Raw genomic sequence first — 21,982 nt, forward strand, 5'->3', positions numbered from 1 at the left:
TTTTTCGGGTTGGCGTGCCTGACTGCGTCAGACATCCAGGAAGCGAACGTCTTTGGCGTTGCGGGTGATGAAGCTGCGGCGGGCGTCGACGTCTTCGCCCATCAGGATGGAGAACAGTTCGTCGGCCGCCGCGGCGTCGTCCAGCGTGACTTGACGCAGTACACGCACCGACGGATCCATCGTGGTCTCCCACAATTCCTTGGCGTCCATCTCACCCAGACCCTTGTACCGCTGGATGCCGTCCTCTTTGTTGATCTTCTTGCCGGCCTTGAGCCCCGCCTCGAGCAGGCCGTCGCGTTCGCGGTCGGAGTATGCGAACTCCGGGTCGCTGCGCTGCCACTTCAGCTTATACAGCGGCGGTTGGGCCAGGAAGACGTGCCCGTGCTCGATCAGCGGCCGCATGAACCGGAACAGCAGCGTCAGCAGCAGGGTCGAGATGTGCTGGCCGTCCACGTCAGCGTCGGCCATCAGGACGATCTTGTGGTAGCGCAGCTTGGTGATGTCGAACTCGTCGTGGATGCCGGTGCCCAGCGCGGTGATGATCGCCTGGACTTCGGTGTTCTTCAGCACCCGGTCGATGCGGGCCTTCTCGACGTTGATGATCTTGCCGCGCAACGGCAGGATCGCCTGGAACATCGAGTCGCGGCCGCTCTTCGCCGAGCCGCCGGCCGAATCACCTTCCACCACATACAGTTCCGACTTACGCGGGTCGGTGGAGCGGCAGTCGGCGAGCTTGCCGGGCAGGCCGCCGAGGTCCGTGGCGCTCTTGCGGCGCACCAGTTCGCGCGCCTTGCGCGCCGCGATCCGCGCCTGCGCCGACGACACCGCCTTATTCACAACGGTTTTCGCCTCCGAGGGGTTGGCCTCGAACCAGTGCGTCAGCTGTTCGTTGCATACCTTCTGCACGAACGACTTGACCTCGGTGTTGCCCAGCTTGGTCTTGGTCTGGCCCTCGAACTGCGGCTCGCTGACCTTGACCGAGATGACCGCCGCCAGCCCTTCCCGGATGTCATCGCCGGTGAGGTTGGGGTCCTTGTCCTTCAGCAGCTTCTTGTCTTTGGCGTACTTGTTCACCACCGATGTCAGCGCGCTGCGGAAGCCCTCTTCGTGGGTGCCGCCCTCGTGCGTGTTGATGGTGTTGGCGAAGGTGTGCACCGACTCCGAGTAGCCGCCGTTCCACTGCATCGCGATTTCGACCTCATGGCCGGTGCCCTTGCCGTCGAAGTCGATGACGCTCTGCTGGATCGGGCTCTTCGTGCGGTTGATGTGCTTGACGAAGTCGACCAACCCGCCGGGGTAATGGAACGTGCGGTGCTTGACCTTATGCGGCGCAGTCGATTCCGCGGCCTTCTCCTCGGCGGACTTGGGTGCCTCGGCGGTGTCGCTGACCACCTCATCGACGACCTCGTCCTGCTCGACGCGTTCGTCGGTGAGGTTGATGGTGAGGCCCTTGTTTAGGAAGGCCATCTCCTGGAGCCGGCGCGCGACGGTCTCGAAGTCGTATTCGAGAGTTTCGAAGATCTCGGGATCGGCCCAGAACCGGATGGTGGTGCCGGTCTTCTTGGTGGCCTCGCCCTGCTTGAGGGTGCCGGGCACGGCGCGGTCGTAGTACTGGAACCACTCGTGCCCGTCGCGTTTGATGTTGACTTCCAGACGGGTGGACAGCGCGTTGACCACCGACACACCGACGCCGTGCAGCCCACCGCTGACGGTGTAGCCGCTGTTCTCGCCGCCGAACTTGCCGCCGGCGTGCAGCTGGGTCATCACCACGTCGACGGTGGGCGCGCCGGTGGCGTGCATGGCCACCGGGATGCCCCGCCCGTCGTCGGTGACCTCCACGCTGCCGTCATCGAGGAGCCGCACATCGACCTTGGTGGCGTAACCGGCCATCGCCTCGTCCACCGAGTTGTCGACCACCTCCCAGATGAGGTGGTGCAGACCGCGCTCACCGGTGGACCCGATGTACATGCCGGGGCGTTTGCGGACGGCCTCGAGCCCTTCGAGCACGGTGATCGCTGACGCGCCGTATTCGTCTTGCGCCTTCTTCTTCTGGGCAGCCACGGTCGGAATGCTCTCCTTGGGGTTTCATGCGGGCGGTTCCAGTCACCGCATCAGCCGCATCCCGCCAGTCTACCGTGATGACCCGCCCGCACCGATTCTCTGGGCGCGTTTCTACCCAGCTAACTGCGCCGTGCGGACGATTTCTTTATTCCGGCCGCGTCCCGACGTGCGTCAAGGCACTTCACGTCGTCCTAGCGGCTTTGAGCGGCCTGTTGATGAAGGCCCGGTTGGGGATAATCGGTGCCGGTCGTGACCCTAGCCGTAAGTATCACGCGGACCCCGGCCGGCGATGTGGCGTGGCCCCTTGCGCCACGACGGGGCGGCCGGCCCGGTGATTTTCAGCGACGTCACCACCCCGTTGCCGACGGCCGCGGCGATCTTGGCCAACAATTGCGACTGGATCATCCGCAGCTGGGTGGCCCAGGCGGTGGATTCGGCCGTCACGCTGAGCACCCCGTCGCTCAAGGCGGTCGGCGTCGCATGGTCGGCGATCTGCTGGCCCACCACCGCCGACCAGTTGCCGATCACCGTGCCCTCGGCGACTTGCGCCGACCACCCGCGCTTCTTGGCCAGGTCCCGCGCCAACCGGCCCAGCGGTTGCGGATCGCGGGCGTCGGGTCCCGGCCCCGACCAGCTGCGCCGCTGCCCGGCGACCCGCCGGGTGGACGGCGGCATCGCACGCCCGCGGCCGGCGTCCTTTCCTTGGGCGCGGGCCGCCGCGCGCGCTTCCTCGAGCGTGCGCCGGACCAAGTCGATGCCGCGCAGCAGGCCCGGATCGTTAGCGGCGGACCCTTGTTCGTTGTCGTCGGCGTCGGTCACGGCCGCACCGCCGATACCCGGCCCTGGTCGTCGTCGCGCAATTCGATATGGATCTGCCTGGCGTCCCAGCCCGCCGGAATGTCTTCCAGCACGGCGGCGGTGACCAATACCTGCTCCGCCGATTCCGCCACCGTCGCCAGCGCCCGGCGCCGGGCCGTGTCCAGTTCGGCGAACACGTCGTCGAGCAACAACACGGGTTCGGTGCCGTCGGCCCGCAACAACTCGTACGAGGCCAGGCGCAGCGCCACCGCGAACGACCACGATTCCCCGTGGCTGGCAAAGCCTTTCGCGGGCTGATCGCCCAGCCATAACTCGAGATCGTCGCGATGCGGCCCCACCAGACACATGCCGCGGTCCAGTTCGGCATCGCGGCGCTGCGCCAACGCGGCCAACAGCGCCGCCTCGAGGAACTCCCGGTCGCTGCCGCCACCATCGGCCGCCCCCTGCGCCCCGAGGCTGCTGCGGTAGGCGATCGAGGCCGGCCGAGACGTCGGGGCCAGCAGTTGGTACGCCTTCTCCACCTCCGGGGCCAGTTGGTTGACCAGGTCGATGCGCGCCGCCATCAGCTGCGCGCCGTGTTCGGCCAGCCGGCTGTCCCAGACGTCGAGGGTGTCGAGCGCGCTGCGGCCGCCGCGGTGGCGGATGCCGGCGGCGGACTTCAACAATGCGGTGCGCTGGCGTAGCACCTTCTCGTAATCCGCGCGCACCGCGGCCACCGCCGGCCGCCGCACCGTCGCCAAATCATCGAGGTAGCGGCGACGATCCGCCGGATCCCCGCGCACCAGGGCCAGGTCCTCCGGAGCAAAGAGCACGGCGCGCAAGACCCCGATCACCTCGCGCGTGCTGCGCACCGGTGACCGGTTCAGCCGCGCCTTGTTCGCCCGTCCCGCCGCGATTTCCAGGTCGAGCGCGAGCTCCCTGCCCTCGTTGACCACGATCGTCGACACCACCGCACGATCCGCGCCGGCCCGGATCAACGGGGCGTCGGTGCCCACCCGGTGCGATCCCAACGTCGTCGAAAACCAAAGTGCCTCAACGAGATTCGTTTTCCCGAAACCGTTCTGACCGACGAACACCGTCCGGCCCGGCTCCAGTTCAAGGTCGGCGTGCGCCCAGGACCGGAAATCGCGCAGTCCCAAATGCCGGACGTACACCTATCCGGGCAACCGAACTGGCATCAACAGGTAGACGTAATCCGTCGGCAGGGCCGCGAAGGGCCCGTTGCCGGTGGGGGAGCTGTCATCGGCCGAGGCCGGCCGCAGCAACGCCGGCTTGCCCGGGGTGGTGAATCCGAAGGACACCCGCTCCGAGTGGACCGCGGCCAGCCCGTCGGTCAGGTAGGTCGGGTTGAACGCGATCGTCAACGGTTCGCCGACGAAGTCCACGGCCAGGTCCTCTTCGGCGCGGCCGACATCGTCAGCGCCCGCGGACAGCCGCAGCGAACCCTCGGAGAATTCCATCCGCACCTGCGCGCCCCGGTCGGCCACCAACGCCACCAGCTTGATCGCCTCGGTCAGCTCGGCCACGTTGATGGTCGCCACCGCCGTGTGCTCGGCGGGCAGCAACTGGCGGAACTTCGGGAACTCCGCATCGAGCAGCCGCGTCGTACTGCGCTTGCCGTTCCCGCTGATGCCGAGCAGGCCGTCCTTGCCGACCCCGCTGCCCGCGCCCAGCGACAGCCGAACCTCGGAACCATCGGCGCCGGCGCGCGCCGCCTCGGCCAACGTCTTCGCCGGCACCAGCACGGCGGCCTCGATGTCGGGCGACGATGGCGACCAGGTCAGTTCACGCACCGCCAACCGGAACCGGTCGGTGGCGGCCAAAACCACCTTGTCGCCAGAGATCTCGACCCGGATCCCGGTCAACATCGGCAAGGTGTCGTCCCGGCCCGCGGCAATGGCCACCTGGCTGATGGCCTCGGCGAACACCTCGGCCGGCAGGGTGCCGGTCTCTTCCGGCAGGACCGGCAACGTCGGGTAATCCTCCACCGCCATCGTCGGCAGCGAGAACCTCGCACTCCCGCAGTTCAGCGCGACCCGATTCCCGTCCACGTAGAAGTCGACGGGTTTGTTGGGCAGCGCCCGGGTGATGTCCGACAACAACCGCCCGGACACGAGAACGCTTCCCGGAGAAGCAATTTCGGCTGCGACTTGCGCTTCGGCCGACACCTCGTAGTCGAATCCGGAGATCGTCAGGCCCTCGTCCGAACCGGACAACAACACCCCCGACAGCACCGGCACCGCCGGCCGGGCCGGCAGATTCTTCGCCACCCACGACACCGCGTCGGCGAAAGACTCCCGTACCAAACGAAATTTCAAGTCGCTGAGGCCAGCTCTTGTCGTCGCCGCGTCCATAGCGTCCCTTCAACTACCCAGCGTTTCAAGTCCAGTGGCTAGCCTCCCCCCGCTAGCTTGGGGCTCCGCCACGAACGTCACTGACATGTCATGCCAACAACGACCGCAACGGCAGTCGAAGAACAACCGTAGATCGTCGGAGGCCATCTTGAAAGCTAATCGCCAAGGCCGACAAGCCGGGTTCTCGACGGCCCCGCGGCGCGTGTTCAACGGGGCGTCCCCAGCGCTGTATTTCAAAGAAGAAACGACGAATAGATCTCAGTACTAGTAATAAGGCCTGTGCATTCTGGGGATAGCGACAGCGCGCCGCAGCTAGGGCGTGGATCGGCCTGTGGAGCATGAGGTGCATAACTGTGTGGCTCGTGTGGGGCCGTTGGGGAGCAAGGGCGGCTGTGCACGGCGCCCGGCTTAGTACACCGGTGTTTGATTGCGTTTTGCACAGTCCTGCGCACAACCCGCGGGTGTGGCGGGTGTGACAGGCGTGCGTGAAGTTTTTTGAAAAAAGTTGCGCGGCGGGGCGCCGAATCAGCGCTTGGAGCGCTGGCGGATGCGAGTGGTGAGCTCCTTGACGTGATCGAAGACCTCACGCCGCTCAGCCATCTCGGACAAAATCTTGCGTTGGGCGTACATCACGGTGGTGTGGTCGCGGCCGAACGCCTGCCCGATTTTGGGCAGCGACAGGTCGGTGAGCTCGCGGCAGAGATACATCGCGATCTGCCGTGACTGTGCCAGCGCGCGCGTCTTGCCGGGGCCACGCAGTTCTTCCACGGTGGTGTCGAAGTATTCGGCGGTAGCGGCCATGATGGTCGCCGCGCTGATCTGCATGGTGCTGGCGTCGGCGATGAGGTCGCGCAGCACGATCTCGGCCAGGGCCTTGTCGATCGGCGTCTTGTTCAACGAGGCGAACGCGGTGACCCGGATGAGGGCGCCCTCGAGTTCGCGGATGTTGCGCTCGATGCTGCTGGCGATGAGTTCCAGTACGTCGTCGGGCACCGCAAGGCGCTCCATTTGCGCCTTCTTGCGCAGAATGGCGATGCGGGTCTCCAACTCCGGGGGCTGGACGTCGGTGATCAGGCCCCACTCGAATCGGGTGCGCAAGCGGTCTTCGAGGGTGGCGAGCTGCTTGGGCGGCCGGTCCGAGGAGATCACGATCTGCTTGTTCGCGTTGTGCAGCGTGTTGAAGGTGTGGAAGAACTCCTCCTGGATACCTTCCTTGCCCTCGATGAACTGGATGTCGTCGACCAGTAGCACGTCGACGTCGCGGTAGCTGCGCTTGAAGGCGACCTTGCGGTCGTCGCGCAGCGAGTTGATGAAGTCGTTGGTGAATTCCTCGGTGGACACGTACTTGACCCGCATCCCGGGGAACAGCCGCTGTGCGTAATTGCCGGCGGCGTGCAACAGGTGGGTCTTGCCCAGACCGGACTCGCCCCAGATGAACAACGGGTTGTAGGCGCGCGCCGGCGCTTCCGCGATCGCCAGGGCCGCCGCGTGCGCGAAGCGATTGGACGCCCCGATGACGAATGTGTCGAAGGTGTAGCGGCGGTTCAGGCTCGTCCCGCCGGCGACGGCGGGGTCGGCCGGATGCGGGCGCTCGGTGAAGTAGTTGGGCCAGCTCTGCGGCGCACCGTCGGGAGCTTCGCCGTTTTCGTCGGCTTCCTCGATGTCGACGGCCTCGTCGTCCGGTGCCTCGGGTTGGGCAAACGGTTCGGCCTGCGCGATCACGGCCTCGTCGTCATCGTCGGGCGGCGCGATGCGCACCCCGAGCTGAATCTGTTGGCCGAGGCGGCGGCTGAGTGCGTCGGTGATCGGGGCGCGCAGATGACGTTCGATCTCGTTCTGGACGAAACTGCTCGGCACCGACAGCAGGGCGAAGCCCTCCACGATGGTCAGGGGCTGGACCAAATTCAGCCAGGCCCGCTGCTGCGGGGTGAGGGGGGTGATGAGCGTGGTGCGGTTGGCGGCGACGCCGTCCGGGGTGGATTCTCCGTTGAGTTCCGAGACGACCGCGTTCCACACGGTCGTGAAACCTGAACCGGGGTCATCGGTCAACGACGCATCCCCCTGGTTCTCGAGCATCCCGGGTCGAAGTACAACCATGCTTGCCGACAAAGCAACTGTCCACATAGTTATACACAGGTGTGGACAGGATGAGCGTATGCGAGCCACAACCTACCGGCGACGGCTCGCGATCTCCGTGCTGGAAGAAAACCTTTTCAAAGGCTGTCTAGGCAGCTAGTCGACCCACCATCCTCGCTTGTTTGTCGAGCGCCGTTGCAGTCTAAAACGACACTGGCAGAAGCTAACAGTTTTCCGTGCGGCTGCCAACCGTTCTGCTGCATTCCAATCGGGTTGTTTAGGGTTCGGTGGGCCTCGTTCGGCTCGACGCCGGTGCGCAACCCCGTGCGGGCCGGTCGGTGAGGCCGAGGTTTTGCGCCGGGATCGAGCGGCTGCGTTGTGGCAGGCCAGGTTTGACCAGGCGAAGCGCGGTCAGTACCCTCAAACAGTCGCCCGAAAGTCGGCGATGCGGCTGCGACCCAGGTCTGCCTGGGGACCGCGCCGGCCAGCAGCAAGATTACCTCCGACCGACCCGCAGACGAGCGAGACGTCTGGCCGGCCGGATGGAAATGCGAGACACAACGAGGAGACCGTCGTGGCCAAGGGCAAGCGGACATTCCAGCCGAACAACCGGCGCCGAGCCCGCGTGCATGGCTTCCGGTTGCGGATGCGTACCCGCGCCGGACGCTCGATTGTGTCGAGCCGGCGCCGTAAGGGGCGCCGCGCGCTATCTGCCTGATCGCAACGTCGGGTTCTTCGGCGGTGCTTCCCGCACGCAACCGCATGAGGCGGTCAACGGAGTTCGACGCGACGGTGAAGCACGGAATCCGCGCGGCGCAGCCCGACGTGGTGGTGCATCTCCGGCGCGCGGCCGATTGTGACGCGGCGACGGCTCCCCGCGTGGGATTGATCGTGGGCAAGTCCGTGGGCTCGGCGGTGGAGCGCCACCGGGTTGCCCGCCGGCTGCGGCACGTCGCGCGTTCGGTCCTGGGCGAACTGCACGACTCCGAGCACTTGGTCATCCGGGCTTTGCCGGGCAGCCGGACCGCATCCTCGGCGCGGCTGGAACAGGAGCTGCGCCGCGGGGTGCGGCGGGCCCTCGAGTCCGCGGGAGCGCACCGGTGACCCCGCGGGCGATCCTGCGCACCGTGGGCACCGCGGCCGCGCGGGGTTTGATTTCGCTCATCCAGCTGTACCGGCACATGGTCTCGCCGCTGCGGCCGGCGACGTGCCGGTTCGTGCCGACCTGCAGCCAGTATGCGGTCGACGCGCTGACCGAGTACGGATTGATGCGGGGGAGTTGGTTGGCTGCGGTCAGACTTGCCAAGTGCGGACCCTGGCATCGGGGCGGATGGGATCCGATACCGGAACGTCCGGGTTGCCAGATGAACTTCGAAGAAGCCAGCGACGCGTGGGCCAGCCCGGCGGCGCGAGGGGAGAGTGGAACTCTTGTTTGATTTCTTTAGCCTCGACTTCGTCTACTACCCGGTGTCGTGGATCATGTGGGCTTGGTACAAGTTGTTCGCCGCGATGCTGGGGCCGTCGAACTTTTTCGCCTGGGCGCTATCGGTGATGTTCCTGGTCTTCACCCTGCGCGCCCTGCTGTACAAGCCGTTCGTGCGGCAGATCCGCACCACCCGTCAGATGCAGGAACTGCAACCGCAAATCAAGGCGCTGCAAAAGAAGTACGGCAAGGACCGCCAGCGGATGGCGCTCGAGATGCAGAAGCTGCAACGCGAGCACGGGTTCAACCCCATCCTCGGCTGCCTGCCGATGCTGGCGCAGATCCCGGTGTTCATCGGCCTGTATCACGTGTTGCGGTCGTTCAACCGCACCACGGGCGGCTTCGGTCAGCCGCACCTGTCGGTGATCCAGAACCGCATGACCGGTAACTACGTCTTCACCCCGACGGACGTCGGACACTTCTTGGACGCCAATCTGTTCGGCGCACCGATCGGCGCGTTCATGACGCAGCGGACCGGGTTGGACGCCTTCACCCACTTCAGCCGGCCGGCCGTCATCGCCGTCGGCGCGCCGGTAATGATCCTGGCCGGCATCGCGACCTACTTCAACAGCCGCGCATCGGTGGCCCGCCAGAGCCCGGAGGCCGCGGCCAATCCGCAGACCGCGATGATGAACAAGCTTGCGCTGTATGTGTTTCCGCTCGGCGTGGTCGTCGGCGGACCCTTCCTGCCACTCGCGATCATCCTGTACTGGTTCGCCAACAACATCTGGACGTTCGGTCAGCAGCACTACGTGTTCGGCATGATCGAAAAAGAGGACGAGGCCAAGAAACAGGAAGCGCTGCAGCGCCGAGCGGCCAACGCGCCGGCACCGGGGGCCAAACCCAAGCGCAATGCGAAGGCGGGCCAGCCAAGCGGCGATGGGTCGCCAACCGCCGGGGTGGGGGAGTCCGGCCCCGATGCCGCCGACGGCCCGGACGCCGCGGCGAAGCCCGAGGCGACCAAGCCGAATCCCAGTGGACAAAACGGTGGCACGCCCAACCGCACGCCGCGGCCGGGCGCGCGACCCAAGAAACGCAAACGCTGACAGAGCCAACCGGGCGGGCCGGGAGGACCACCCGATGGCAGGGACCCGCGGATGAGGGAGAGAAAGACATGACCGACGCAGACACCACGACCGAGCACGACGTGGACACCGAACTCGACGAGCAGCCGTCATCCGAGAATGGCGCGGAGGCGGGCGCGGACGAAGTCGACGACCAGGAAGAGCGATTGGTCGCCGAGGGTGAGATCGCCGGCGACTACCTGGAGGAGCTGCTCGACCTGTTGGACTTCGACGGCGACATCGACCTGGACGTCGAGGGCAACCGCGCCGTGGTGAGCATCGACGGCAGCGACGACCTGAACAAGTTGGTGGGTCGTGGCGGCGAGGTGCTCGACGCGCTGCAAGAGCTCACACGGCTCGCGGTGCATCAGAAGACCGGAGTGCGTAGCCGGTTGATGCTCGACATTGCCAGCTGGCGCCGCCGCCGCCGCGAGGAGCTGGCGGCCCTGGGCGACAAGGTGGCGCGGCGGGTGTTGGAGTCCGGCGAGCGCGAGGAGCTCTCCCCGATGACGCCGTTCGAGCGCAAGATTGTGCACGACGCCGTCGCCGCGGTGCCCGGGGTGCACAGCGAGAGCGAGGGCGTGGAGCCCGCGCGCCGCGTCGTCGTCCTCCACGACTAGCGAGTTACAGGCGTGTAGTTCCGGCGCCAAGGCCCGTCGCGCGTCAGGCAAAGCAGAGGATGTTTCACGTGAAACATGTCGGCCCGGTCGAACCCGCGGCGGACAGCTCTGCCCCGCACGGGCCCGGCGCCGCCCCAGAGGCCGCCGCGGCGATTTTCGGTCCGCGCATCGACCTCGCGCGGCGCTACGCGGACCTGCTGGCCGGACCCGGAGTCGAACGGGGCCTGCTCGGCCCGCGCGAGGTGGAGCGGATCTGGGAGCGCCATATCCTCAACAGCACCGCCGCGGCCGAGCTCCTCGCGCCCGGCGAACGGGTCATCGACATCGGCAGCGGCGCCGGCCTGCCCGGCATCCCGCTGGCGCTCGCGCGGCCGGACCTCGACGTGGTGCTGCTCGAGCCGCTGCTGCGCCGCAGCGAATTTCTCAGCGAGGTCGTCGACCAACTAGGGTTGGCCGTCGAGGTGGTCCGCGGCCGTGCCGAGGAACTGTGGGTTCGTCATCAGTTCGGGGAAAGGGATGCGGCGGTGTCACGAGCGGTTGCAGCGTTGGACAAGTTGGCGAAGTGGAGCATGCCGCTGCTGCGGCCGGGCGGCCGGATGCTGGCGATCAAGGGGGAGCGCGGCCGCGACGAAGTTGAACAGTATCGGCGTGTGATGGCTGCATCGGGCGCCGTTGATGCCAGGGTGGTGACATGTGGCGCGACCTATTTGCGTCCCCCCGCAACCGTAGTTATAGCCCGGCGCGGAAGGCCGCCGCGCCATCAGCCGACACGGATCGGGAAGGCCGGAAACCGATGAGCAATCCGGGAGAATCGCCGACGGTCGCCGGAGCGCCGCCGAGCGTGACCCACACCCCGGCGCCCCCGGCGCCTGCCCCCACGGGCGATCCCGCCGCGAATGTTTCACGTGAAACAGCGGACGAATACGACACCCCGATCGGCGCCGCCGCCGAACGGGCGATGCGGGTCCTGCACACCACGTATCCACCGCTGCGCCGGCCGAGCCACCGTCGAGTGCTCACCGTCGCCAATCAGAAGGGCGGGGTGGGCAAGACCACCACCGCGGTGAATCTCGCCGCCGCCCTCGCGCTGCAGGGCCTCAAGACATTGGTCATCGACCTCGACCCGCAGGGCAACGCCAGCACGGCGCTCGGCATCACCGACCGGCAGTCCGGCACGCCGTCGTCGTACGAGGTGCTCATCGGCGAGGTCAAGGTCAAGGACGCGCTGCGGCGCAGCCCGCACAACGAGCGCCTGTTCTGCGTCCCGGCCACGATCGATCTGGCGGGCGCGGAGATCGAATTGGTGAGCATGGTGGCGCGCGAGAACCGGTTGCGGACCGCCCTGGCCGACCTGGACGACCTGGACTTCGACTACGTCTTCGTGGACTGCCCGCCGTCGCTGGGATTGTTGACCATCAACGCCCTCGTCGCCGCGCCGGAAGTGATGATCCCGATCCAGTGCGAGTACTACGCGCTCGAGGGTGTGTCACAGCTGATGCGCAACATCGAGATGGTGAAGGCGCACCTCAACCCGCGGCTCGACGTGTCCACCGTGGTGCTCACGATGTACGACGGCCGGACCAAGCTCGCCGACCAGGTGGCCGAAGAGGTGCGCCGGTACTTCGGGGCCAAGGTGCTGCGCACGGTGATCCCGCGCAGCGTCAAAGTATCCGAGGCGCCCGGCTACAGCATGACCATCATCGATTACGACCCCGGCTCGCGCGGGGCGATGAGCTATCTCGACGCGAGTCGTGAACTCGCTGAGCGTGACTGACCACCATTCGTGAAGGGACGACCATGACGCAGCCACTACGCAAGAAGGGCGGCCTCGGCCGGGGCCTGGCTTCGCTGATCCCGACCGGTCCCGCCGAGGGTGACTCGGGTCCCGCGACGCTCGGCCCGCGGATGGGGGATGCGGCCGCGGACGTCTTGATCGGCGGACCGGGACCGGACCTCGCCCCGGCGGGCGCGGTGTATCGCGAGATCGCCCCGGCCGACATCGAGCCCAACCCCCGCCAGCCGCGCCAGGTGTTCGACGACGAGGCGCTGTCCGAACTGGTGCACTCCATCCGCGAGTTCGGGCTGCTGCAGCCGATCGTGGTGCGAGCCGTCCCAGGCGCCAAGACGGGCCCGCGGTATCAGATCGTCATGGGGGAGCGGCGCTGGCGGGCCGCCCAGGAGGCGGGACTGGCCACGATCCCCACCATCGTCCGCGAGACCGGCGACGACAACCTGCTGCGCGACGCCCTCCTGGAGAACATCCACCGGGTGCAGCTGAACCCGTTGGAAGAGGCGGCGGCATACCAGCAGCTGCTCGACGAGTTCGGCGTCACCCACGATGAACTCGCCTCGCGCATCGGCCGGTCTCGCCCGCTGATCACCAACATGATCCGCTTGCTCAAGCTGCCGATCCCGGTCCAGCGGCGGGTGGCCGCGGGGGTGCTGTCCGCCGGTCATGCCCGCGCCCTGCTGTCCCTGGAAGCCGGGCCCGAGGCCCAAGAGGAACTCGCCAGCCGGATCGTCGCCGAGGGCCTGTCGGTGCGGGCCACCGAAGAGGCGGTGACACTGGCCAATCGGGCCGGCGCCACCGCCCCGGCCCCCCAGCGACGCAAGCCGATCCAGATGCCCGGTCTGCAGGAGGTCGCCGACCGGCTGTCGAACGCCTTCGATACCCGGGTGACGGTCAGCCTGGGCAAGCGCAAGGGGAAGATCGTGGTCGAATTCGGCTCGGTGGACGATTTGCAGCGGATCATCGACTTGATGACCGCCGCCAAGGCCTGACCCGCCATACCCTGTAATTACGTCACTGTGACACCGGGGCGGTCACGAACGCGCAACAACCGAGCCTGATTACGAAAGCGCATGCGGTTCAACGATTTTCGGTAACGAACCGGCCGCGGGCGTAACGCGTGCGGCGGTCCGCCACCGTGATCGGCGCCTCGACGACAAATCTGGCCCGATAACGACATACTCTCCTATCCTGGAGGGGTTGCCGGTGCAAAAGGCTGCAGTACCGCACAGGAGCCAGGAGGCTAGTGTCCGCTCGAATCACACCGTTGCGCCTCGAGGCCTTCGAGCAGCTTCCCAAGCACGCGCGCCGCTGCGTCTATTGGGAAGTTGACCCGGCGACCCTCGGTAACCAGGACCACCTCGCGGACCCCGAGTTCGAAAAGGAAGCCTGGTTGTCGATGGTCATGCTGGAGTGGGGGTCCTGCGGCCAGGTCGCGACCGCGGTCGCGGACGAGAGAAGCCAGAGCGAGCCGCCGTGCCTGGGCTACGTGTTCTACGCACCGCCGCGCGCGGTGCCGCGCGCGCAGCGGTTTCCCACCGCGCCGGTGTCCGCGGACGCGGTGCTGCTCACGTCGATGGGCATCGAGCCCGGGCAGGCCACCGACGACCTGCCGCACGGACTGCTCGCCCGGGTGATCGACGAGCTGGTCCGGCGTGGAGTCCGGGCCCTGGAGGCCTTCGGTCGCACGCCGGCGGCTTCGGAATTGCAGGACCCGTCGAAGGCGAGCCCGGATGTGCGGCCGGTGCTGGAGGCCGTCGGCGACTGCTCGGTGGACCACTGCGTGCTCGACGCCGAATTCCTACAGGACGCGGGATTCGTTGTAGTGGCGCCCCATCCGTACTTTCCGCGACTGCGGCTCGAATTGGACAAAGGCCTGGGGTGGAAGGCCGAGGTCGAGGCGGCCCTGGAGCGCCTGCTGGAAAACGCGCAACTGCAGGAGCCGGTCGGGGCGGGGTCCGCGACGGGAAATGCGTTGCGGGGCGCCGAGATCGGTTAGGAGCCGCCGAGCCGGCTGGCCCGGTCCACGGAGAGTTCGTGGGCGAGCAGTTCGGCGAATGTGAACGTGCCCGTGGGCCGGTCGTTCTTGCCCAGCAGGTAGAGCCGCTTCACCGCGGCGAGGATGCCTTCGGCAATCGCGTCGCGCGTTTGGGTGGAGACCAGCATCGCACGGTCCTGGGGATTGGTGATGTAGCCGACGTCGACCTGCACTGTCGGCATCCGGGTCAGACGCAACAGATCCCACGTCCGGCCATGCGTCCGGCAATCCCGTAACCCGGTGCGGGCCACCACTTCTCGCTGGATGAAGTCCGCGAGATTGCGCCCGATCGTGGAGACCGAGCCGTGCGAGTTTCCGAAATGAAAGGACGCCACGCCGTTGGCCGACGGGCTGGGCTGGTTCTCGCAGCGCAAGCTGATCATCAGATCCGCCCCGACGTTGTTGGCCGTGGCGGCGCGTTCGGCATCCGACGGGCTGCGGTTCGCCGGCCGCGACAGGAAGGTCTCCATGCCGATGGCGGTCATCCGCCCCTCGAGCCGGCTTGCCAAGTCCCACAACACATCCGCTTCGCTGACCGGACCCGATGGGCCCTGCATCAGCTCGCCGCGGTCGGTGCCGCCGCGGCCCGGATCGATGATGATCCGCTTGCCCGACAACTTGGGTCCCGACCGGCGGACCAGCTCCTCCTCGCGGATCGCGTGCGGTGAGCCACCGGTGACGCGGGAGCTGAGAAAGTACAAGGAGCGCAACGTTTCTGGACCGCAGATACCGTCCGCGGCCAACCCGTACTCACGCTGGTAGGACATCAGCGCGTTGTGCGTCTGCAGGCCGAAGTGCCCGTCGACCAGGCCGGTGTAGAACCCGAGGTCCTGCAGGCGCGCCTGCAGGGTGGCCACGTCGTCCCCATACAGCGGGGCGCCGAACTGGTGATACAGCGTGCGCGCGCCCAGCCGGTAGGACGCCTCCTTCAGGGCGCGGTAGGTGGCCTCGCCAACAATGCCGTCGACCAACAGGCCGCGGTGCTGCTGGAAGGCCCGCACCGCCTGGTCGAGTTCGGCGTCGAAGACCTCGAGGGAAACGTGGCGGCCGGTGGTGAGGTCTTCCTCGGGGCTGTCCAGCAGCCCTAACGCCGCCAGCGTAGCCCGGATTTCGGTCACAGCCGCGCTGCGGTCACCACAGCGCAGCGCATCGCCGTATTCACGGCGCGGACTCGACATACCAAAGGCCCTCCGGGACACACTGACAGGCTCGCATCTGGGCGACAGCTACCGGATATTGTCGCAGACGCTTCGCCCATTCGGGAAAACCCCAGGCTGAACGCGGGGCGTGGTGTGGCGAATTTGGAACGAAATCAGCTGAGGTTGGGGACGGCGTCGGCGAGCTCGCGCAGCAGGGCCGCCTTGCCCTTGGCGCCCACGATCCGTTTCACCGGTTGGCCGTCTTTGAACAGGATCATGGTGGGGATCGAGACGACCTGGAAGTCCCGCGCGGTTACCGGGTTGGCGTCCACGTCGAGCTTGGCGACGGTGAGTTGCTCGCCGCGCTCACTGGCAATCTCTTCGAGCACCGGCGCGACCATCTTGCACGGCCCGCACCACGTCGCCCAAAAGTCAACCAGCACAGGCTTATTGCTGGACAACACCTCCGTGGAAAAGGAGGCGTCAGAGACTTCGATTGTGGCTCCGGCCTTTTCGGCGTCGGTCATTGAGGTGCTCCAATCATCTCGGTACTGCCCGGAAATTCGGTGGCGTCGCTTTGCGCGGCCGAGCTGGAATCCACGTGGTCGGCCAGCCAGCGTTCGGCGTCGATGGCCGCCGCGCAGCCGCTGCCGGCGGCCGTGATGGCTTGGCGGTAGGTGCGATCCACCAGATCCCCGGCGGCGAACACCCCCTCGATCGACGTGGCCGTGGTGCGGCCCTGCACCAGCACGTAGCCCTCGGGGTCGGTGTCAAGGACGTCGCGCACCAGTTCCGAGCGCGGGTCGTGGCCGATGGCCACGAACACTCCCGTGACGGGCAGGGTGGATTCCTCGCCGGTGACCGTGTCGCGCATCCGCAAACCCGTCACCGTCTGGTCCCCTTCGACGCCCAGCACGGCCTTGTTGGTCACGATGGTGATCTTCTCGTTGGCCCGGGCGCGTTCGAGCATGATGCGCGACGCGCGGAACTCGTCGCGGCGGTGCACCAAGGTGACGCTGCGCGCGAAGCGGGTCAAGAAAGTGGCTTCCTCCATCGCCGAGTCCCCACCGCCGATCACGGCAATGTCTTGATCTTTGAAGAAGAACCCGTCGCAGGTCGCGCACGAACTCACCCCGCGCCCCAGCAGTTCCTGCTCACCGGGCACCCCCAGATACCGCGCCGCCGCGCCCATGGCGAGGATGACCGCCCGCGCCCGGACGGTTTCGCCCTCGGCGGTGGTGACCGATTTGACCGGCCCGTCCAACGAGACGGATTCGACGTCTTCCATCCGCAGGTCGGCGCCGAAGCGCAGCGCCTGCTCGCGCATCTGATCCATCAGCTCCGGACCGGTGATGCCGTCACGAAAACCCGGGAAGTTCTCCACCTCGGTGGTCGTCATCAACGCGCCACCGAACGACGTGCCCTCGAAGACCACCGGCGCCAGCTGCGCCCGCGCCGCGTACAACGCCGCGGTGTATCCGGCAGGACCCGAACCAATGATGATCACGTCGTGCACAGTGTCGGCGGTCATAGATCCCTTTCAAACGATCGTCCCTGGATTCGTACAAACGCCAGCGTAGGCACGGCTGTTCCCGGGCGAGTCGGACAACCCATGGGACCACACTAGGGGCGGGGGACCTGGGTGCTGGCCAACAAGCCGGTATCGGCGGCGCTGCAGTTCAACGCGACCGCGTAGACCGCCAGGCTGTGGGGTGTGTCGCCCGGCACCACCAGCACGATCCCGGGGCGGGCGTTGATGTCGACCCGCCGCGCGCCCAGCACCTGGGTGGACGCCGGGTAGCCCAGGCCTGTGAGGCAGGAGGCGCGCCGCGTCGGGTCCGCGAGCGGGCCGTAATCGGGGCTCTGCCCGAGCAGGCCGAGGATTTCGTCCTGCGACAGCGGGATCGTCATCGGCGGCGTCGACACCGTGATGTGCTCGGCGGTGACCGGCGTGCTGGGGGCCGGCTCGGGCGCGTTGATCAGAGCCGCGGTGCCCACACCGACCGCGGCGAGCATCGCGCCGACGCCGACCACCCCGGCGGCCAGCCGCGCGGGACCGATCCGCGGCCGGGCCGAGTGGCCGGCCGGGCCGGCGTCTGCCGAATCCAGCGCCGCCGCGATCCGGGCGGTGACCTCCGGCGGGACGTCGGGCGCCGGGTCCGCCCCCAGCGTGGCGACGTCACAGCGCACGCGGTTCAGGGCGCGCAGGATCTGCTCCGCCTCCGGGTCATCGCGGACCCGCTGCCGCACGCGCGCCGCGGACTCGTCATCGAGCAGGCCGGCCTGCAGATCGGCGAGAAGCTCGACCGTCAGGGGCGGCTCGTCGGCCTCGTCGTCGGCTTCACTCATCCGCCCCAGTGTCCGTCATGCGCCGCTTGACGGCCATCGGCGGGTCGGGCGCGGCGTTCAGATAGCCGAGGAGTTCCGCGAGGCGCACCCGGGCCCGCGCGCAGCGACTCTTGACGGTGCCCTCGGCGACGCCCAGCAGCGCGGCGGTGTCGGCCACGGAGTAGCCCTGCATGTCGACGGCCACCACCGCCGCCCGCTGCTCGACCGGAAGCCGCATCAGGGCGCGTTGCACCACCATCGCGGTCTCGACCTGGGCAGTCCGATCCGCCACCGCGTAGACGTCCTCCAGCGGGGCGGTCGGGTGCGCCTTGATGCGGCGCAGCCGGTCCAGGCAGGCGTTGACGACGATGCGATGCAGCCAGCTGCCCACCGCGGCGTCATGCCGGAACGCGCCGGCGCCGCGGTGTGCCGAGAGCATCGCGTCCTGCAGCGCGTCCTCGGCGTCCTCGGCAGTGCGCGTGGTGAGCCGGGCCAGCCGGTGCAGCTGTCGTCGATGGCGAAGGAACAGCTCGCCGAAGGCGTGGCGGTCGCCGGCGACGTGTGCTGCCAGCAGCTCGGCGTCACTGCGTTCGCGCTGGATGTCTCGCCGGGAGCCCACGGCCGGACAGTAACCAATCGCCTGCGGGCGGGCACTTCACCACCGCGCGGATATGTTGAAGCGCCGTCAGGAGGCGGCCTGGACCGTGATCTCCGAGAATCCGGCCTGGCTCTTGCCGTTGGTCGTGCCCAGCGTCGAGATCCACACCAGCAGGTTCGACGTCGGCGCGCCGGCCCGGACCGGGATGACGTTGTGACCCGGCTTGAGCGTGAAGGCCGGCGCCAACACGGTGGTGTCTTTCAGCGACGACGGCGACGCCGTGGCCGACGAGCGGATCTCGACCTTCGTCCCGCTGCTGGGCGTGTCGATGCTGACCTGTCCGACCACCGTGGGGTTCGGCAGCTGCAGCATGAGGCCTTCGCCCTGCTTGAAGCTGGGGAACGGAACCGCGTCGGTGTAGACCTCGGTAGCCCAGGCGGTCGAGGGATCACCGTCGATCGCCTGCCCGGCCGTGTCCGCGTTGTCTGCGTCACCGTCGGGGGAGTAGACCGTCGCCTTGGTCGGCTTGACGACGCTACCGGCGGCCGCGGAACTACCGGTCGACGACGAGACGGACGACGACGGGCCGTTCAGCCCGAGCTCGTCCTTGTTGAGGCCGCCGCCGACGTTGCCGAAGATCTTGCTGACCACGGATGCCAACACCAGTAGCGCCACGATGATGACGGCGAGGCCGGCGCCCATGCCGATCAGCAGGTTGCGGCGCCGGCGCGCGAACGCCGCCTCGTCGTGCCCCGCGGACTCGCGGGCGGTGGCCGGCACGGGCGAATCGTCGATCGGGCCCAGCACCTCGGTCCGGTCGGCCACCGCGGTCGCTTGCTGCAACAAGTTCAAAAGCGTTGAGGCGCTGCGTATCCCGCCGTCCTCTTGAACCGCCCGGACCGCGACGGCCGAAATCTGGAAGGGGATTTCGCGGTCGATGACCATCGGTTCCACCGGTTGACCGGTCGAATCGCGTTCGGCCGGGGCGAGCCCGCTTCGCACGCTGGACTCCGTCAGCGGCCACCGGTTGACCAGCAGCGCGTAGAGCGCGGCACCGATGCCGCGGATGTCGCCCTGGGGGTTGGCGTCGGGCATGGTCGCGGGGTACGCGAGGACGACGTCGCCCTCGATGCTGACGCGCACCCGGCTCGGGTGATCGATCGACAACGCGACGCCGGCCCGGTGGGCCGCGTCGGCGGCCGCCGCCAACGACTGCATGGCCCGGACGGCGCCGACGGGCGACGGCGCGGTGTCCGCCACCTCCTGCAGCGAGCCACCCCGCACCCACTCGGACACCACCAGGCCGCCGTGGCCGCTGTGGACCACGTCGAGCACCCGGGCGATGCCCGGCTTGTCGATGCGGCTGAGCCGCAGGGTGCGGGACAGGATTTCCTGCAGCACCTCCTCGGGCAACGCCCCGTCGGGGTCGACGAAGGTCAGCGCCACCTGCCGGTCCAGCGCGGTGTCCAGCGCCTGCCAGAACTGCAGCGGCGGGGCGCCGCCGTGGAACACCAGCAGGCGATACCGCCCGCCGGCGATGCGGGCGCCGGGAACCAGGTGGACGTCGTCCGCTGGCGGGTCACCGCCGCGCTCCCGGGGCGGTTCGAACGGGGCGGGCCCGCGCCGCGATTCGGGCGCGACGTCACCGTTGCGCTGGTCGGCCTTGCGGGGCGTCGGCGGCGGGGATTCGCGGTCGGCGGGGATGTCGGGCTGGAAGTCGTCGGCAACCGGTCGTGGCAGCTCGGCGCCCGACGCGGCGCTGTCGACAGGGCGGTCGGTCACCTCCGGTCCTTTCGCTATCCGGGCTGGGGTTGCCCGCTCCGGAGATCTGCGCTGGATCGGCTCCTGGACCGCATTTACCCCAGGCGGGGACGAATTCCTCTGCTCAGGGTACGTGACCGACGATCCCTGCGGTGTTACCGGTTTGCGGGTGGCCGGCACGCGGCCGCCGAGACGCCGCCTGACGACGTCCAGCGCGGCCCGCGCCTCGGGGACATGAGCGCGGAGCATGACCGCGGCCATGATCGGCAGCATGATCAGCCCCAGGATCAGCAGGCGCAGCAGCGAGCCCGCGCCACCGCCGTGCGCGGTCAGCCGGTCGAGTCCCGTCAACCGGTCGGCCACATGGGCCACCAATCCGGCCAGCAGGGAGGCGGTGATCGTGACCAGGATCGTGCGCAGCTCGCCTTTGCCGATCAGGTGGCCGCCGGTCGGCAGCAGGGTATGCCGCAACAACAGGTAACCGATGATCGCGCCCGCCAGAAACCCGATGCCGTTCGCGAGCCCCAGATAACCGGCCACCAACTTCGGGTCATGGGTCAGGTGCGGGGCCAGCACCGAGCCCACGATCTTGACCGCGGTGATGACGAGGATGATCACGATCGGCGTCCAGGGCTGCTCGCGTGCGTAGAAGACGCGGAGCTGAAGCAGCACCAACCCGTACGGGATCAACGTGAACGCCGAGAGCGCGATCGCGGCGCCCAGGTAGCCGGCGTCGACCCCGCCGAAGTGGCCGTAGGCGAACAGCGCGCTGCCGATCGCGGGGCCGCCGACGGTCATGAACGCGACGATCGGGATCAGTGTGATCAGCGTCAGGCGCGTGGCCAGCGACAGGTCGGCGAGCACCGCCTTGGTGTCGTCGGCGGCGGCGTTGCGGCTCAGCCGCGGCATCACCACGGTCAACACCGTGACGCCGATCATGCCGAACGGCAGCATCAACACCAGCCAGGTGTAGTTGTAGATCGCGGGGCCCGACGCCGCCGCCGTGCTGGCGATCTGGTTGCCGACCACCAGGCCCAGCTGGCTGATCAACACGTAGAGCACCATCGCGGCGGCCATCGTGCCGAAGCGCTTGAGCCGCTCGTCGATTCCCCACAGCGGGCGCAGGTCGACGCGTTGGCGCCGTAGCGCCGCCAGCAGCACCGCGGTCTGCGCGAAGACGCCGAGCGTGGTGCCGATGCCGAGGACCAGTAGCTTGGTGTTGCCCATCCGAACGGGGTCGACCGACAGCTCGCCGGGCACCGCCGCGTACACCGCCAGCGTCACGAGGGCGACGACGTTGTTGACCACCGGCGCCCACGCCGTGGGCCCGAATACGTTGCGGGTGTTGAGGATTGCCATGAAGACCGACGTCAGCCCGTAGGCCAGGACCTGGGGGAGCAGCAGGTAGGCGAACGCGGTGGTCAGCGGCTCGTTGACCTGCGGGACGCGGCCGAGCATGAGCCGCACCAGCAGCGGCGCGGCGAGCACCGACAGCGCGGTCGCCAACACCAGCAGCGCCGTCGTCAGCGTGACCAGGCGCCGCACGAAGGCCGCGCCGCCGTCGGGGTCGCTCTGCTCGGCGCGGGCGAGCACCGGCACGAATATCGCGGTGAAGGTCGCCTCGAGGACAAGGGCGGCCACCAGGTTCGGCAGCTGGTTGGCCACCGAGAACGCGCTGGACAGCGCGGCGCCCAGGATCGCCGCCAGCAGAACTACCCGGGCGAAGCCGGTGAGCCGGCTGACCAGCGTGGCGAACGCCATCGCCCACGACCGCGACACCAGCGCGGCGTCGGACAGTTCGGGTCGCCGGCGATCGACGCCCGCGGGGACGGGGGGCAGGGGGCCGGTGGGC

Annotated in this window: 20 protein-coding genes; 9 read left to right on the top strand and 11 right to left on the bottom strand. The window is 68.1% G+C overall.

Features of this window, described 5'->3' with window-relative positions:
- Positions 1 to 27: 27 nt before the first annotated feature.
- The 5 genes from gyrB to dnaA form a co-directional block, all read right to left on the bottom strand.
- Positions 28 to 2,061: a DNA topoisomerase (ATP-hydrolyzing) subunit B gene (gyrB, locus tag A5702_RS22495; protein ID WP_055401399.1), complete on the bottom strand. Its 2,034-nt coding sequence runs from the start codon at positions 2,059 to 2,061 to the stop codon at positions 28 to 30.
- Between the two features lie 255 nt (positions 2,062 to 2,316).
- Positions 2,317 to 2,880: a DUF721 family protein gene (locus A5702_RS22500; RefSeq protein ID WP_055401401.1), complete on the bottom strand. Its 564-nt coding sequence runs from the start codon at positions 2,878 to 2,880 to the stop codon at positions 2,317 to 2,319.
- The gene (gene recF / locus A5702_RS22505; protein WP_068223883.1) at positions 2,877 to 4,034 is read right to left on the bottom strand and encodes a DNA replication/repair protein RecF; all 1,158 of its coding nucleotides are present in this window, start codon (positions 4,032 to 4,034) and stop codon (positions 2,877 to 2,879) included. The genes A5702_RS22500 and recF overlap by 4 nt, the downstream gene beginning before the upstream one ends.
- Positions 4,035 to 5,234: a DNA polymerase III subunit beta gene (gene dnaN, locus A5702_RS22510; protein WP_055401405.1), complete on the bottom strand. Its 1,200-nt coding sequence runs from the start codon at positions 5,232 to 5,234 to the stop codon at positions 4,035 to 4,037. It lies immediately after the preceding gene.
- Positions 5,235 to 5,759: 525 nt separating this feature from the next.
- Entirely contained in the window at positions 5,760 to 7,283 is a 1,524-nt protein-coding gene (dnaA, locus tag A5702_RS22515) for a chromosomal replication initiator protein DnaA (protein ID WP_055401468.1), read from the bottom strand.
- Between the two features lie 601 nt (positions 7,284 to 7,884).
- Here dnaA and rpmH point away from each other — a divergent pair.
- From rpmH to A5702_RS22550, 9 genes are all read left to right on the top strand, one after another.
- Complete coding sequence (gene rpmH / locus A5702_RS25990) at positions 7,885 to 8,028, top strand: 50S ribosomal protein L34 (RefSeq protein ID WP_073880743.1); 144 nt, start codon at positions 7,885 to 7,887, stop codon at positions 8,026 to 8,028.
- Between the two features lie 23 nt (positions 8,029 to 8,051).
- A complete protein-coding gene (gene rnpA, locus A5702_RS22520) occupies positions 8,052 to 8,414 on the top strand; it encodes a ribonuclease P protein component (RefSeq protein WP_068223886.1) in 363 nt (120 codons plus the stop codon).
- The gene (yidD, locus tag A5702_RS25995; protein ID WP_231965148.1) at positions 8,411 to 8,746 is read left to right on the top strand and encodes a membrane protein insertion efficiency factor YidD; all 336 of its coding nucleotides are present in this window, start codon (positions 8,411 to 8,413) and stop codon (positions 8,744 to 8,746) included. Before rnpA ends, yidD begins: the two co-directional genes overlap by 4 nt.
- Positions 8,730 to 9,839, top strand: a complete 1,110-nt coding sequence (gene yidC, locus A5702_RS22525) for a membrane protein insertase YidC (RefSeq protein WP_082956162.1) — start codon at positions 8,730 to 8,732, stop codon at positions 9,837 to 9,839. Before yidD ends, yidC begins: the two co-directional genes overlap by 17 nt.
- Positions 9,840 to 9,907: 68 nt before the next feature.
- The gene (locus tag A5702_RS22530) at positions 9,908 to 10,477 is read left to right on the top strand and encodes a R3H domain-containing nucleic acid-binding protein (RefSeq protein WP_055401409.1); all 570 of its coding nucleotides are present in this window, start codon (positions 9,908 to 9,910) and stop codon (positions 10,475 to 10,477) included.
- Between the two features lie 59 nt (positions 10,478 to 10,536).
- Complete coding sequence (gene rsmG / locus A5702_RS22535; RefSeq protein ID WP_068223888.1) at positions 10,537 to 11,274, top strand: 16S rRNA (guanine(527)-N(7))-methyltransferase RsmG; 738 nt, start codon at positions 10,537 to 10,539, stop codon at positions 11,272 to 11,274.
- A complete protein-coding gene (locus tag A5702_RS22540; RefSeq protein WP_231965149.1) occupies positions 11,271 to 12,251 on the top strand; it encodes a ParA family protein in 981 nt (326 codons plus the stop codon). The genes rsmG and A5702_RS22540 overlap by 4 nt, the downstream gene beginning before the upstream one ends.
- Positions 12,252 to 12,274: 23 nt before the next feature.
- Positions 12,275 to 13,258, top strand: coding sequence for a ParB/RepB/Spo0J family partition protein (locus tag A5702_RS22545; protein WP_068223892.1), 984 nt, complete (start codon positions 12,275 to 12,277; stop codon positions 13,256 to 13,258).
- A gap of 254 nt (positions 13,259 to 13,512) precedes the next feature.
- The gene (locus A5702_RS22550; RefSeq protein ID WP_068223894.1) at positions 13,513 to 14,265 is read left to right on the top strand and encodes an acetyltransferase; all 753 of its coding nucleotides are present in this window, start codon (positions 13,513 to 13,515) and stop codon (positions 14,263 to 14,265) included.
- Here the strand turns inward: A5702_RS22550 and A5702_RS22555 are convergent.
- The 6 genes from A5702_RS22555 to A5702_RS22580 form a co-directional block, all read right to left on the bottom strand.
- The gene (locus A5702_RS22555; protein ID WP_055401417.1) at positions 14,262 to 15,482 is read right to left on the bottom strand and encodes an N-acetylmuramoyl-L-alanine amidase; all 1,221 of its coding nucleotides are present in this window, start codon (positions 15,480 to 15,482) and stop codon (positions 14,262 to 14,264) included. The genes A5702_RS22550 and A5702_RS22555 overlap by 4 nt on opposite strands.
- Before the next feature lie 134 nt (positions 15,483 to 15,616).
- Positions 15,617 to 15,970, bottom strand: coding sequence for a thioredoxin (gene trxA, locus A5702_RS22560; protein WP_055401419.1), 354 nt, complete (start codon positions 15,968 to 15,970; stop codon positions 15,617 to 15,619).
- Entirely contained in the window at positions 15,967 to 16,974 is a 1,008-nt protein-coding gene (gene trxB, locus A5702_RS22565; protein ID WP_055401421.1) for a thioredoxin-disulfide reductase, read from the bottom strand. The genes trxA and trxB overlap by 4 nt, the downstream gene beginning before the upstream one ends.
- Before the next feature lie 92 nt (positions 16,975 to 17,066).
- Entirely contained in the window at positions 17,067 to 17,792 is a 726-nt protein-coding gene (locus A5702_RS22570; RefSeq protein WP_068223897.1) for a hypothetical protein, read from the bottom strand.
- Positions 17,785 to 18,390, bottom strand: a complete 606-nt coding sequence (gene sigM, locus A5702_RS22575) for an RNA polymerase sigma factor SigM (protein ID WP_055401425.1) — start codon at positions 18,388 to 18,390, stop codon at positions 17,785 to 17,787. The genes A5702_RS22570 and sigM overlap by 8 nt, the downstream gene beginning before the upstream one ends.
- A gap of 66 nt (positions 18,391 to 18,456) precedes the next feature.
- Positions 18,457 to 21,969, bottom strand: a complete 3,513-nt coding sequence (locus A5702_RS22580) for a murein biosynthesis integral membrane protein MurJ (RefSeq protein WP_068223899.1) — start codon at positions 21,967 to 21,969, stop codon at positions 18,457 to 18,459.
- Between the last annotated feature and the right edge of the window lie 13 nt (positions 21,970 to 21,982).

Source organism: Mycobacterium sp. E3339 (genome assembly GCF_001666915.1).
Taxonomy (GTDB): domain Bacteria; phylum Actinomycetota; class Actinomycetes; order Mycobacteriales; family Mycobacteriaceae; genus Mycobacterium.